Source organism: Streptomyces sp. NPDC058051 (genome assembly GCF_042885475.1).
Classification (GTDB): domain Bacteria; phylum Actinomycetota; class Actinomycetes; order Streptomycetales; family Streptomycetaceae; genus Streptomyces.
Genome location: NZ_JBHVRW010000009.1, coordinates 56,080 through 69,282, shown reverse-complemented (window position 1 = coordinate 69,282; position 13,203 = coordinate 56,080). Strand labels below are relative to the sequence as shown.

General features: G+C 72.1%; 11 protein-coding genes. 10 read left to right on the top strand and 1 reads right to left on the bottom strand.

The window, feature by feature from the left end:
* The first annotated feature begins 174 nt into the window (after positions 1–174).
* From hutU to hutI, 4 genes are all read left to right on the top strand, one after another.
* Complete coding sequence (gene hutU, locus ACFVUT_RS16550) at positions 175–1,833, top strand: urocanate hydratase (RefSeq protein ID WP_389649107.1); 1,659 nt, start codon at positions 175–177, stop codon at positions 1,831–1,833.
* 173 nt (positions 1,834–2,006) lie between these two features.
* On the top strand, positions 2,007–3,215 hold the full coding sequence (locus ACFVUT_RS16545; RefSeq protein ID WP_389649294.1) for an allantoate amidohydrolase: 1,209 nt from the start codon (positions 2,007–2,009) through the stop codon (positions 3,213–3,215).
* The gene (locus tag ACFVUT_RS16540; RefSeq protein ID WP_389649110.1) at positions 3,206–4,591 is read left to right on the top strand and encodes a formimidoylglutamate deiminase; all 1,386 of its coding nucleotides are present in this window, start codon (positions 3,206–3,208) and stop codon (positions 4,589–4,591) included. Before ACFVUT_RS16545 ends, ACFVUT_RS16540 begins: the two co-directional genes overlap by 10 nt.
* Before the next feature lie 104 nt (positions 4,592–4,695).
* Positions 4,696–5,868, top strand: coding sequence for an imidazolonepropionase (gene hutI, locus ACFVUT_RS16535; protein ID WP_389649113.1), 1,173 nt, complete (start codon positions 4,696–4,698; stop codon positions 5,866–5,868).
* Between the two features lie 229 nt (positions 5,869–6,097).
* Here hutI and ACFVUT_RS16530 read toward each other — a convergent pair whose 3' ends face one another.
* On the bottom strand, positions 6,098–7,075 hold the full coding sequence (locus ACFVUT_RS16530; RefSeq protein WP_389649297.1) for an RNA polymerase sigma factor SigF: 978 nt from the start codon (positions 7,073–7,075) through the stop codon (positions 6,098–6,100).
* A 283-nt stretch (positions 7,076–7,358) separates the two neighbouring features.
* On the opposite strand from ACFVUT_RS16530, the gene ACFVUT_RS16525 reads away from it, so the two are divergent.
* The 6 genes from ACFVUT_RS16525 (at position 7,359) to ACFVUT_RS16500 (ending at position 13,160) form a co-directional block, all read left to right on the top strand.
* Entirely contained in the window at positions 7,359–7,727 is a 369-nt protein-coding gene (locus tag ACFVUT_RS16525) for an STAS domain-containing protein (RefSeq protein WP_389649116.1), read from the top strand.
* Positions 7,728–7,929: 202 nt separating this feature from the next.
* Positions 7,930–8,451, top strand: coding sequence for an ATP-binding protein (locus ACFVUT_RS16520; protein WP_389649119.1), 522 nt, complete (start codon positions 7,930–7,932; stop codon positions 8,449–8,451).
* Between the two features lie 190 nt (positions 8,452–8,641).
* Positions 8,642–9,310 carry a peptidase gene (locus tag ACFVUT_RS16515; protein WP_389649121.1) on the top strand — a complete coding sequence of 223 codons (669 nt, stop codon included), beginning with the start codon at positions 8,642–8,644 and terminating at the stop codon, positions 9,308–9,310.
* Between the two features lie 81 nt (positions 9,311–9,391).
* A complete protein-coding gene (locus tag ACFVUT_RS16510; RefSeq protein ID WP_389649124.1) occupies positions 9,392–10,600 on the top strand; it encodes a hypothetical protein in 1,209 nt (402 codons plus the stop codon).
* On the top strand, positions 10,597–11,793 hold the full coding sequence (locus tag ACFVUT_RS16505) for a hypothetical protein (protein WP_389649128.1): 1,197 nt from the start codon (positions 10,597–10,599) through the stop codon (positions 11,791–11,793). Before ACFVUT_RS16510 ends, ACFVUT_RS16505 begins: the two co-directional genes overlap by 4 nt.
* Before the next feature lie 38 nt (positions 11,794–11,831).
* Positions 11,832–13,160, top strand: coding sequence for a hypothetical protein (locus ACFVUT_RS16500; RefSeq protein ID WP_389649300.1), 1,329 nt, complete (start codon positions 11,832–11,834; stop codon positions 13,158–13,160).
* Positions 13,161–13,203 lie beyond the last annotated feature (43 nt).

Below are 13,203 nucleotides of genomic sequence, written 5' to 3'. Positions count from 1 at the left end.
GCCGCCGGAGGCCGTCCGCCAGGGGCGGCGTGGGGGTGCCGGAGGTCGTTCGCCCGGGACGGGGTGGGGCTGCCGGGGGGTCGTCCGCCAGGGACGGCGCGGGGCTGTTGACTACGAGTATTCACGACACCAGGATGTGAATAGGAGATTTACGCGTCGCGAGGAGGCATCGCCATGTCAGGTCCCCGCCCCGTACGGGCACCGCGCGGTACGGAACTGAGCGCCCTGGGATGGCAGCAGGAGGCCGCCCTGCGCATGCTGCAGAACAACCTCGACCCCGAGGTCGCCGAACACCCCGACCAGCTCGTCGTCTACGGCGGCACCGGCAGGGCGGCCCGCGACTGGCGCTCGTTCGACGCGATGGTGCGCACGCTGCGGACGCTCAAGCAGGACGAGACGATGCTCGTCCAGTCCGGGCGCCCGGTCGGCGTCATGCAGACGCACGAATGGGCGCCGCGCGTGCTGATCGCCAACTCCAACCTGGTGGGCGACTGGGCGAACTGGGAGGAGTTCCGCCGGCTGGAGGCGCTCGGGCTCACCATGTACGGCCAGATGACCGCCGGTTCGTGGATCTACATCGGTACGCAGGGCATCCTGCAGGGCACGTACGAGACGTTCGCCGCCGTCGCGGCCAAGAAGTACGGCGGCACGCTGGCGGGCACGATCACCCTGACCGCCGGACTCGGCGGCATGGGCGGCGCCCAGCCGCTCGCCGTGACCATGAACGACGGCGTCGCGATCTGTATCGACTGCGACCCGCGGGCCATCGAGCGCCGGATCGAGCACCGCTACCTGGATGTGCGCGCCGACTCCCCGGAACACGCGCTCCGGCTGGCCACCGAGGCCCGGGACGCCCGCAAGCCGCTCTCCATCGGCCTGCTGGGCAACGCGGCGGAGCTGCTGCCGCGGATGCTCGCCGAGGGGGCGCCGATCGACATCGTCACCGACCAGACCAGTGCGCACGACCCGCTCGCGTACCTGCCGCTCGGTGTCGACTTCGACGACATGGCCGCGTACGCCGCCGAGAAGCCCGCCGACTTCACGCAGCGCGCGCGGGAGTCGATGGCCCAGCACGTCGCGGCGATGGTCGGCTTCATGGACGCCGGGGCCGAGGTATTCGACTACGGCAACTCGATCCGGGGCGAGGCCCGGCTCGCGGGCTACGACCGGGCATTCGACTTCCCCGGGTTCGTCCCCGCGTACATCCGGCCGCTCTTCTGCGAGGGCAAGGGCCCGTTCCGCTGGGCCGCCCTGTCCGGCGAGGCGTCCGACATCCACCGGACCGACAAGGCGATGCTCGAACTCTTCCCCGAGAACGAGTCCCTGCACCGCTGGATCAAGATGGCCGGTGAACGCGTCCGCTTCCAGGGACTGCCCGCCCGGATCTGCTGGCTCGGATACGGCGAGCGCGACCGGGCCGGTGAACGGTTCAACGACATGGTGGCCTCCGGCGAACTGGCCGCTCCGCTGGCCATCGGCCGCGACCACCTGGACTGCGGCTCCGTGGCCTCCCCGTACCGGGAGACCGAGGCCATGCGCGACGGCTCCGACGCGATCGCCGACTGGCCGCTGCTGAACGCCATGGTCAACGTGGCGTCGGGGGCCTCCTGGGTCTCCATCCACCACGGCGGAGGCGTCGGCATGGGGCGCTCGCTCCACGCCGGACAGGTGACCGTCGCCGACGGCACGCGGCTGGCGGGCGAGAAGATCCGCCGCGTGCTCACCAACGACCCGGGCATGGGCGTCATCCGGCACGTCGACGCCGGGTACGACCTCGCGGAATCCGTCGCCGCCGACAAGGGCGTGCGCGTACCGATGACGGAGGGGCCATGACGCGCACAGGCGCCGGAGGCGCCACGACCGGCGAAGGCGTCGGAGGCGGCACGGCCCACGCAGGTGCCACGACCGGCGAAGGCGTCGGAGGCGGCGTGATCCGCGACGGCGACGCGGGCGCCGCGACCCGGGGGGACGGCGCGGCCCCTCGCCGCACGGCGTCGTTCCAGGACATGTGGCGCGAACTCCTGCCGGTCGGCCGGGGCCGGGACGGCGGAGGCTACCGCCGATACGCCTGGACCACGGCCGACGCCGACTGCCGCGCCTGGTTCCGGGCGCAGGCCGAGGCGCGCGGGCTCACCTACGAGGTCGACCGCAACGGCAATCAGTGGGCCTGGCTCGGAGACCCCCTCGCCGGGGACGCCGTCGTCACCGGATCGCACCTCGACTCCGTACCGGACGGCGGCGCCTTCGACGGTCCGCTCGGTGTGGTCTCCTCCTTCGCCGCGCTCGACGAACTCCACCACAGGGGAGTGGAGTTCGTCCGCCCGCTGGCCATCAGCAACTTCGGCGACGAAGAGGGGGCCCGCTTCGGACTCGCCTGCGTGGGCTCCCGGCTCACCGCCGGGCAGCTGACCGTCGACGCGGCACACCGGCTCCGCGACGGTGACGGCATCACCCTGCCGCGGGCCATGGAGGCGGCCGGATACGATCCCGCCGCCCTCGGCCCCGACCCCGAACGGCTCGGCCGTATCGGCGCGTTCGTCGAACTCCATGTCGAACAGGGGCGCGCCCTCGACCTCACCGGCGATCCGGTCGGCATCGCCTCCGCGATCTGGCCGCACGGGCGCTGGAGGTTCGACTTCCGGGGCGAGGCCAACCACGCGGGCACCACCCGGCTGACCGACCGGCGCGACCCGATGCTCACGTACGCCGAGACCGTACTGGCCGCCCGCCGCGAGGCGGAGCTCGCCGGAGCCGTCGCCACGTTCGGCAAGGTCGGCGTCGAACCGAACGGCGTCAACGCCATCCCCTCCCTCGTCCGCGGCTGGCTCGACGCCCGCGCCGCCGACCAGGACCGCCTCGACACCGTGGTCGACGGCATCGAGCGGGCCGCCCGGGACCACGCCGAGCGGGCCGGGATCGACCTCGATGTCGTACGGGAGTCCTTCACGCCCCTCGTGGAGTTCGGACACGCCCTGCGCGACGAACTCCGCGAGATCCTGACACGGCGCGCAGGCACCGGCCGCGCCGTACCCGTCCTCGGCACCGGGGCCGGACACGACGCGGGTATTTTGTCCGCTTCGGTCCCCACCGCCATGCTGTTCGTACGGAATCCCACCGGGATCTCGCACTCACCGGCCGAACACGTCACCGAGGACGACTGCGTGGCCGGGGTGATCGCTCTCGCCGATGTACTGGAAGGTCTCGCGTGCAGCTGACAACGGAGCCGACGGGCAGGCCCGTCACCATGACGTACTGGTTGTCCCATGCCTGGCTCGGCACCCATGTCGAGCCGGGTGTCGCCCTGGACGTGTCCGGCGGAAGCGTCGCGGGCGTCCGCACCGGCGTCGCCATCCCGCCGCCGGGCGCCACCGTGCTGCGCGGGCTCACCCTGCCCGGGCTCGCCAACACCCACTCGCACGCCTTCCACCGCGCCCTGCGCTCCACCGTCCAGGTCGGCTCCGGCACCTTCTGGACGTGGCGCGAGACCATGTACCGGGTCGCCGCCCGCCTCACCCCCGATTCGTACTACGACCTCGCCCGTGCCGTGTATGCCGAGATGGCCCTGGCCGGCATCACCGCGGTCGGCGAATTCCACTATCTGCACCACGCGCCGGGCGGCACCCCGTACGACAACCCCAACGCGATGGGTGAGGCACTGATCGCGGCGGCGGGCGAAGCCGGGATCCGGATCACGCTGCTGGACACCGCCTATCTCTCCGCCGGATTCGGCCGGCGCCCCACCCAGTACCAGAAGCCCGACCGCCATCAGCTGCGCTTCTCCGACACCACCGCGGACGCCTGGGCCGACCGCGCCTCCCTCCTCAAGGGCAGCGACCACGCGCTGATCGGCGCGGCCGTCCACTCCGTGCGCGCCGTACCCGCCGCACAGCTCGCCACGGTGGCCGCCTGGGCCGAGGAACGGCAGGCCCCGCTCCATGTCCACCTCTCCGAACAGACCGCGGAGAACGACGCCTGCCTCGCCGCACACGGCTGCACGCCCACCCGGCTCCTCGCCGACCACGGGGTCCTCGGCCCGCGCACCACCGGCATCCACAACACCCACCTGACCGGCGAGGACATCGCGCTCCTCGGCTCCTCGGCCACCGGCACCTGCATGTGCCCCACCACGGAACGCGACCTCGCCGACGGCATCGGTCCCGCCGTCGCGCTCCAGCGCGCCGGCTCGCCGCTCTCCCTCGGCAGCGACAGCCATGCCGTGATCGACCTCTTCGAGGAGGCGCGGGCCATGGAACTCGACGAACGCCTGCGCACCCGGGCGCGTGGTCACTGGACGGCGGCCGCGCTGCTGCGCGCCGCGACGGTCGACGGACATGCCGCGCTCGGCCGGCCCTCGGCGGGCACCCTCGAACCAGGCGCTCCCGCCGATCTGGTGACCGTCGCCCTGGACTCCGTCAGAACAGCGGGGCCGGCGCCCCGGCTCGCTGCCGAAGCGGTCGTATTCGCCGCCTCCGCCGCCGATGTGCGGCACACGGTCGTGGCAGGTCGGCACATCGTCCGTGACGGGCGGCACACGCTGGTCGAGGACGTCCCCGCAGCGCTCGCCTCGGCCATCGCGGCACTGCACCGCTGAACGCACCGACCCGGAGACCGCCGCGCGGGGCGCCCGGGCCGGCGCCCCGCGGGCCCACCGACCGGCCACCTCGCACGCCGACACACAAGGAGAGAAGTCTCCCGATGACGACGACCGCCATCACCGACATCGCCCATCTGGTCACCAACGACCCCTCCCTCCGCGCGGATTCCCCCCTGGGCCCGATCCGGGACGCGGCCGTCGTCATCGAGGGCGACCGGGTCGTCTGGACCGGTGAATCAAGCAAAGCACCCGCCACTGACAACGTCTTCGACGCGGGCGGCCGGGCCGTGATCCCCGGCTTCGTCGACTCCCACTCCCACCTGCTGTTCGCGGGCGACCGCACCGAGGAGTTCAACGCCCGGATGTCCGGCCGCCCCTACAGCGCGGGCGGCATCAGAACCACGGTCGCCGCCACCCGCGCGGCCACCGACGACGAACTCTCCGCCAACGTCGCCCGCTACCTCGCCGAGGCGCTGCGCCAGGGCACCACCACGCTGGAGACCAAGTCCGGCTACGGCCTCACCGTCGCGGACGAGGCCCGCGCCCTGCGCGTCGCCGCCCGCCACACCGAGGAGGTCACCTACCTCGGCGCCCACATCGTCCCCCCGGACTACGCCGACGACCCGGCCGGCTATGTCGACCTGGTCACCGGAGCGATGCTCGACGCCTGTGCCCCGTACGCCCGTTGGGTCGACGTCTTCTGCGAGCGGGGTGCGTTCGACGGCGACCAGGCCCGTGCCGTCCTCACCGCGGGCCGCGCCAGGGGCCTGCACCCCCGCGTGCACGCCAACCAACTCGGCCACGGCCCCGGCGTCCAGCTGGCCGTCGAGCTCGACGCCGCCTCCGCCGACCACTGCACCCACCTCACCGACGCGGACGTCGACGCGCTGGCCCAGGGCGACACCGTCGCCACCCTGCTCCCCGGCGCCGAGTTCTCCACCCGCGCCGTCTGGCCGGACGCCCGCCGTCTCCTCGACGCCGGCGCCACCGTCGCGCTCTCCACCGACTGCAATCCGGGCTCGTCGTTCACGTCCTCCATGCCCTTCTGCATCGCGCTCGCCGTACGCGACATGGGCATGACCCCGGATGAAGCCCTCTGGTCCGCCACCGCGGGCGGTGCGGCGGCCCTGCGGCGTACGGACATCGGACGCGTCACGCCCGGCGCCCGCGCCGACCTGGTCCTCCTCGACGCCCCCAGCCATGTCCACCTCGCCTACCGGCCGGGCGTCCCCCTGGTCCACGCGGTCTGGCGGCACGGCGTACGCGTCGTCTGAGTACCGACGCGCCCGCACCTCTCACGACGCCCGCGCCGAGGCGCCCATGACGCCATGTCACGGACCTGCGGAATGTCACAGACATGCGGAAGGACCCGCCCTCCGTTCGGGGCAGGTCCTTCGGTGGAGGTTCGCGGCGCGCCCCGCTGGTGCAACCCCGCAGGTTCAGGGCGCGCCCCGCTGGGCTCCGCGGCGCGCCCCGCAGGTGTTCCACGGCGCGCGGGGCCGCTCATTCCTCCAGTGTCAGGCCCCTGCGGAGCTTGACCAGCGTGCGGGAGAGCAGCCGCGACACATGCATCTGGGAGATGCCCAGCTCCTCACCGATCTCCGACTGCGTCATGTTGGCCACGAACCGGAGCGAGAGGATGGTGCGGTCGCGCCCCGCGAGCGAGGCGATCAGCGGCTTCAGGGACTCGACGTACTCGATGCCTTCGAGACCGTGGTCCTCGTAGCCGATACGGTCCGCCAGCGCGCTCTCGTGCTCGTCCTCCTCGGGCTTGGCGTCCAGCGAGCTCGCGGTGTAGGCGTTGCTCGCGGCCATGCCCTCGACGACCTCGTCACGGGTGATGCCGAGGCGGTCGGCGAGCTCGCCCACAGTGGGTGAACGATCCAGCTTCTGGGCGAGCTCGTCGCCCGCCTTGGCCAGGTCGAGCCGCAGCTCCTGCAGTCGGCGCGGTACGCGCACGGACCAACTGGTGTCGCGGAAGAAGCGCTTGATCTCGCCGACGATGGTCGGCATCGCGAAGGTCGGGAACTCCACGCCCCGGCTGAGCTCGAAGCGGTCGATCGACTTGATCAGGCCGATGGTGCCGACCTGGATGATGTCCTCCATCGGTTCGCTGCGGGAGCGGAACCGGGAGGCGGCGAACTTGACCAGAGCCAGGTTCAGTTCGACGAGCGTATTGCGGACGTAGGCGTACTCGTGGGTGCCCTCTTCGAGGGATTCGAGCCGCTTGAAGAGCGTCTTCGACAGGGCCCTGGCGTCCAGCGGTCCCACTTCGTCGTACGGCGGGATCTCGGGAAGTCCATCGAGGCCGTCGGTGACGCCCTGGTGGTCGACGTCGTCCACGGCGGTGCCGCGGGTGCTGCTGATACTGCTGTCGCGCGTACCGTCTCCGGTGTGCGCGAGGGAGTCTGAGTGGGTCAGTCCCTGAGGACATGCTGACGTCGCGTCCTGAGTGCGCGGTCCGTCGAGCCGGGGTGACATGGTCTCCTCCATCGTTCTCGGCATATGGCTGCCGATGCCCATACGTGTTTCCTGCGGTGAAGCGGCGCCTCCGAAGCCGGCCGTGTTTTGGGTGTCCCCCTACCCTTACCCGGTACAGACGGGCAGTTACAAGCGCCAATTGAGGCCATATGTCCGCTTTGTTGAGGTCTTCGGCTACCGCGTGGCGCACGAAACGCGTACTGTTTCAAGAACGTCAGCGACAGCACATACGAATCTGCGCACGCAGAGACGCAGGCAGTGACGAACGGCGAAGAGGGACGGCATGGACCGCGGGACGGTCGGCAGTGCGAACCGGGGTCGGCTTCAGGTCGAGTCCCGTACCGAAGGGCGCAGCGAAGTCGTGACGCCGGTGGGTGAGCTGGATCACCACACGGCGGATCTGCTGCGGGAACCCCTGGAGAGTGCGGTCGAGCAGGGGCGTGTGCGCCTGGTGGTCGACTGCTCGCGACTCGAATTCTGTGATTCCACCGGGCTCAATGTGCTGCTCGGTGCCCGCCTCAAGGCGGAGGCGGCCGGGGGAGGGGTCCATTTGGCGGGAATGCTGCCGGTGGTGGCGCGCGTCTTCGAGATCACGGGGGCCGAGGCGGTCTTCACCGTCCATGACTCCCTCGAATCGGCCCTGGAGACCTGAGAGCGCGACGCGCCTCGCGACCCCGGGTGCCTCATGTGTTGCCCGTGTCACGCGATCCGCGTAGGCGAAGTGGGTGTTGTCATGATTCGGCCGGGCAGAAGAACCCCGGCAGGGCCGTGAGCGTCCCGCGCACTCTGTATCTGTACGTGTAACTGTTCGATGGCGACATGGCGACATGGTGAATCGGTGAGGTGAAGCGCTGATGAGCACCACCCGGCAGCATCCGCCGGGCGACCTCGGCCGCGAGCCGGAGGGCGCCGGCGCGGGCGTACCCGCGGATGTGGGCACCGGTGCGGCCTCCCCGCAGCCGGTCGAGCGACAGTGGCGCACCTTGTCGCTGCGGGGAATCGGCGGCATCGTGCCGACGGCCCGGGACTTCGCCCGCGAGGCGCTTCACGACTGGGGCTGGCTCCCCGCGGCGAGCGCCGACGGGCGGGCCGCCGCCGAGGACGTCCTGCTGGTCGTCTCCGAACTGGTCACCAACGCCTGTCTGCACGCGGACGGCCCCGAGGAAATGCGTATCGCCTGCACGGCGAAGGTGCTGCGGGTGGAAGTCGTCGACTCGGGCGCGGGACAGCCCGCGCCGCGCACCCCGCACCGGGCCGGCCGGCCCGGCGGGCACGGCATGTTCATCGTCCAGCGGCTCTGCCTGGACTGGGGCGTCCTGCGGGTGGCGGGCCGGGCGGGCAAGACCGTCTGGGCGGAACTGGCCGCCCCCGCGTAGTCACCGTCCCGACGCGGCGGCCGGACGGCTCCGCATGTGCACCTTTGAAGAGCGCGCCGGATCGGCGCGCTCTTTGTCTTCCCTCCACAGGACCCCAGGCGTACCTTGAGCGCCCGATCTGATGTGTCGTCAGTTAAGCGTGCCGACGGAAGACGGCGCGGGGCGACCTCCGGCATGAGGGGAACTCAAGGTGTCCTACCAGAAGCGAACAGCTCTCGCGCTGGCGTCCGCGCTGGCGGGCACGGTGGTGCTGATGGCCGCGCCCGCCGCCCACGCCACGGTCGTGGACGTCGACTACCAGTGCAAGACCCCGATCGGCGACAAGGGCGCGGTGTCACCCATCGACATCAAGAGCGTCAAGAGCGGCAGCGGTTACAAGCTCACGATGTCCTTCCAGAAGGGCGTCTCGTCCAGCCCCGTCGAACTGGGCAAGGGTGCGATGAACCCCAGCGCGGTCATCAAACTGGGTGGCGCCGACTCGGGTCAGGTCCAGGTCTCCGGACCGTCGAACTCCGCGGCCATACCCGCCAACACCCCCATCAAGATCAGTGACCTGTCGGGTACGTACACCCCGAAGGAGAGCGGCAAGGTCGACTTCACCGCCGGAGTGCTGACCATCAAGGCGCTCGGTACGACCACGACCTGCACCCCCTCCAACAACCCCGGTCCGTCGCTCCAGCTCGACGTGACGGCCGCGGGCAAGGCGCAGACCACCCCGGACGGTGGCGGTCAACTGCCGAAGACCGGTCCGCTCGACTCGGCCGTGGCGCTCGGCACGCTCGGCGGCACGGTGCTGCTGACCGGTGCGGCCGGGGTGCTCTGGCTGACCAGGCGCGGGCAGGGAGCCGCGGCCCGATAGGCCCCTCCTCCGGATCGGGCCGCACGTCGAGGAGAGGCCCCGGCCCACGATCCCGCCGCCGTCACGCATCAGGGAGCCGCCATGCCGCCGCCCACCGGTCTCGCCGCCCGACGAGTGCCGCAACAGGCACTCGCCCTCGCCGTACTGCTGTTCGCCCTCGCCATGACCCCGGTGGCCGGTGCCGAGACCCGGACACCGACACCGACACCGACACCGACGAGTCCCGCGTCGCGGACGGCCGCACCCGCGAGTCCGGCGTCGTGGACGGCCGCACCCGCGAGTCCGGCGTCGTGGACGGCTCGGCCCACGGTCGGCGCTTCCGCGGTCGGTGCTTCCGGCGTGAGCGCTTCCGGATCGGGCGGCAGACCGTACGTCTACCTGGAGGGCCCGCCCGGCACGGTCCTCCAGGACCGGCTCTCCGTCACCAATTCCGGTACGGCGCCGGTCACCGTGCGGCTGCGCGGCGCCGACGCAGACCACGCACAGGACAGTGGCCACGGCGCCACGGGGCCCACCGAGACCGGAACCGGAACCGGGACCAAGACCGGAACCGAGACCGGAACCGGAACCGGGACCGGGACCAAGACCGGGACCGGAACCGGGACCGGGACCGGTGCCTGGCTGCGGACTGCCGTCGCCGAGGTGACCGTGCCGGCCCGGACCCGCGCCGACGTGCCGTTCTCCGTCACGGTGCCGACGGGTGCGACGCCCGGTGACCACTCCGGCGCGATCCTCGTGGAGAGCGGCGACCGCTCGGTGGGCGTACGGGTGCACGTGCGCGTCGGAGGGCCGACGCTGGCCGCGCTCACCGTCGAGGACGTCTCCGTCTCCGGCCGGACCGTCCACTACACGCTGGTCAACCGCGGCAACACGGTCCTCACCCCGCGGATCGCCGTGCACGCCGACGGAGTGTTCGGGGCACTGCTGCGGCGGGCGGCGCGCACGCTGCCGGTGGAGCTGCTGCCCGGACAGCGCGTCAGGCTCGGCGAGCCGTGGCGGGACGCCCCGGCCCTCGACTCGGTGACCGTGCGGCTGCGCGTCACGGCGTCGGGCGGAGCGCACGGCGAGGCGACGGCCCGCGCGGTCTTCGTCCCGTGGGCGGCGGTGACCGGCGGCGCGTTGCTGCTCCTGGCCGCCGTCGCCGCGGGCGCGTACGCGTACCGGCTCCGGCGCTCACGCGGACGGTCACCGGAGGACGCCGGGTCCGGGCAGTCCTCGGGAGACCAACGGCACTCCGGGACAAGGCGTTCCGGCACAGGACACGTGGTGAAGGCGGGAGCGGAATCGTGACTCGACAGGCCGGACCGGCATCACTCCGAAACGGCGGACACCGGTGGGTGGCCGTGCTGCTCGGCGCACTGCTGCCCGTGCTGCTGACGCTCTGTGCGACCGGCGCCGAGGCGGCGGGCACGAAGGCCGCCGAGGCGAAGCCCGGCGTGACTCTCTCCCGACAGCAGGCGGGCAAGGGCGGCGAGATCACGGTCAAGGGCAGCGGCTGGCGCCCCGACACGCTGCTGATGATGCTGATCTGCGGACGGTCCACGCCGGAACGCGGGGTCATCGGCGGCACCAACTCCTGCGCCAACGCCGAGGGCCGCGCCGTCACCACCGGCGCCGAGGGCGGCTTCCGCAAGAAGCTGCCGGTCGCCGAGCCGCCCGTACCGTGCCCCTGCGTGGTGCATGTCGCTACCGTCACCGGGGAACAGGCCACCGCCGACGCCGTGTTCGTCGTCGCCGGCCACCCGGTCGCCGCGCTGCCGAAGGAGACCGACGGCGGCAGGCTCGCGGTCCTGGCCACCACCCGACTGGAGGGCGACGGCGGAGTCCTCACCTGGTTCGGCGCGCCGCCGGCCCGGCGACTGGTCTTCACCGTCGGCAATCTCGGCTCCGCCCCCGTCAAGGACCCGGTGTTCCGGATCGGCACCGCGCACGGCGTCTACGCCCCGCAGTGGGAGGAGCGGCAGTGGCGCGGCACCATCGAGTCCGGCCGCAAGGCGCAGATCAAGCTGCCGGTCGAACTGTCGGCGGGTGCCCACGGCGACTACCAGGTCTCGCTGGAGTACGGCGGCAAGGTGCTGGCCGAGCAGCCGTGGGGAGTCGGACGCCCCTGGGGCGTCACGCTCTTCTGGATCCTGCTGTGCCTCGTCGTCCCCGCCGCCGTGTTCCGGATCGGCATGGCGATCGTCGACAAGGCGCGCCCCCGCTCCTCGCGCACCCCGGCCGGCTCCTCGCGCACCCCGCCCCGCTCCTCGCGCACCCCGGCCCGTGCCGGGCGCCACCGCCCCACGCGCTGGGCCGATGTGACCGCGAAGCTCCCCGGGCTGCGCCGCAGGCCGGGCACCGACCGCAGCCCCATGGTGCCACCCACCCCCACCCCCACGGTCACGGCTTCGCCCACGGCCCCACCCACGGCCGCGCTGCCGTGGTTCACCCCGGATTCCGCACCGTCAGAGAACAGACCGACGACGAAGGGACATTCGTGAGTACGCAACGCAGGACGGTCGCGGCGGGAGTCGCGATGATGCTCGGCGGCGCGGGCATGCTGCTGGCCGCGAGTCCGGCCCAGGCCGCCGACGTCTCGTACAAGACGGAGTGCGTTCCTCCGTCCATCTCCGGACTGCCGGCCGTGCAGGGCACCACCGAGGTGCAGCTGACCGCGCCGGCCGCGGCGAAGGTCGGGGACACCGTCGAGGTGGTGTGGAAGACGGTCCACGCCGCCTCCGACAACCCCGACGTCCTCGACCTGGAGAAGGACACGGTCAAGCCGACCGGCACGATCAAGGTGGGGGGTGCGGCGAGCGGCACCCTCGCGATGGAAGGGCCGCGGGAGAACCCGCCGATCCCGAAGAACAGCGCCATGGTGCTGCCCGACATGAAGGGCACGCTGAAGCTGGAGAAGGCCGGTGAGATCACGCTGACGCCGGACGCGTACGCCATCAACGTCTCCAAGCCGATCTCCACGGACACCAAGTGCACGCCGAAGGAGACGGTGCAGCCGGGCGCGACCATCACGGTCACGGACGGCGGCGGTTCCGGTACGGCGGGCGGGACGACCTCGGGCTCCACCACCGGTTCCACCACCGCCGGCGGCACGACGGACGCGGGCGGCACGACCGCCGGCACGACCGCCGGAGGCACGGACTCCGGCGGCACGACGACCGCGGGCGGCACCACATCGGGCTCCGGCGGCGACAGCGGCCAGACCGACTTCCCCGGCAAGGAGGTCGCGGTCGACTTCGCCTGTACGTCCCCGGGCCCGGCCGCCATCGCCTCCAAGGTGACGATCAACGCCAAGAAGAGCGGAGGGAGTTACGCGCTCACGGTCAAGACGGCCAAGGGCGTGATGGACAGCCCCGCGGCACTGCCCGCCGGAGCGCTCAAACCGTCCATGGACGTCGTGCTCGGCGGCGCCGACAAGGGATCGGTCAAGGTCACAGGAGCTGCCAACGCCGAGCCGCTGGAGCAGGGCAAGCCGGTCGACCTGTCCGACATGACCGGCACCTACAAGCCGGGCGCGTCCGGGAAGTCCACTCTCAGCCCCGGCACCCTGACGATCGACGTCACCCTGGGCTCCTCGAAGATCAATATCCCGTGCACGGTCAAGGGCTCGGTGACCCCGTCGCTGGAACTCGACACCGCCGCACAGCCGGGCGGTGCCTCCGGCGGTACGACCACCGGTTCCACCGGCTCCACGGCCGGCGGCACGGACTCCGGCGGCGGACTGGCCGCCACCGGGGCCGAGGACCACGGCACCCTGCGCGCGCTCGGACTGGTCGCGGGGACGGCGATCCTGCTGGGCGGCGCGGTGTTCACCTTCACCCCGTGGCGCAGGCTGCGCGGCACCCGGTGAGCCGACCCCCGCGCGGTCGCAGGCGAAAGGGCCGCCGCTCGCG

What these genes read in the sequence shown, in the direction of transcription:
- hutI (WP_389649113.1), top strand. Translation starts at nt 4,696, where the DNA reads ATGACGACGACCGCCATCACCGACATCGCCCATCTGGTCACCAACGAC.
- ACFVUT_RS16545 (WP_389649294.1), top strand. Translation starts at nt 2,007, where the DNA reads ATGTGGCGCGAACTCCTGCCGGTCGGCCGGGGCCGGGACGGCGGAGGC.
- ACFVUT_RS16500 (WP_389649300.1), top strand. Translation starts at nt 11,832, where the DNA reads ATGCTCGGCGGCGCGGGCATGCTGCTGGCCGCGAGTCCGGCCCAGGCC.
- ACFVUT_RS16530 (WP_389649297.1), bottom strand. Translation starts at nt 7,075, where the DNA reads ATGTCACCCCGGCTCGACGGACCGCGCACTCAGGACGCGACGTCAGCA.
- ACFVUT_RS16525 (WP_389649116.1), top strand. Translation starts at nt 7,359, where the DNA reads ATGGACCGCGGGACGGTCGGCAGTGCGAACCGGGGTCGGCTTCAGGTC.
- ACFVUT_RS16520 (WP_389649119.1), top strand. Translation starts at nt 7,930, where the DNA reads ATGAGCACCACCCGGCAGCATCCGCCGGGCGACCTCGGCCGCGAGCCG.
- ACFVUT_RS16510 (WP_389649124.1), top strand. Translation starts at nt 9,392, where the DNA reads ATGCCGCCGCCCACCGGTCTCGCCGCCCGACGAGTGCCGCAACAGGCA.
- hutU (WP_389649107.1), top strand. Translation starts at nt 175, where the DNA reads ATGTCAGGTCCCCGCCCCGTACGGGCACCGCGCGGTACGGAACTGAGC.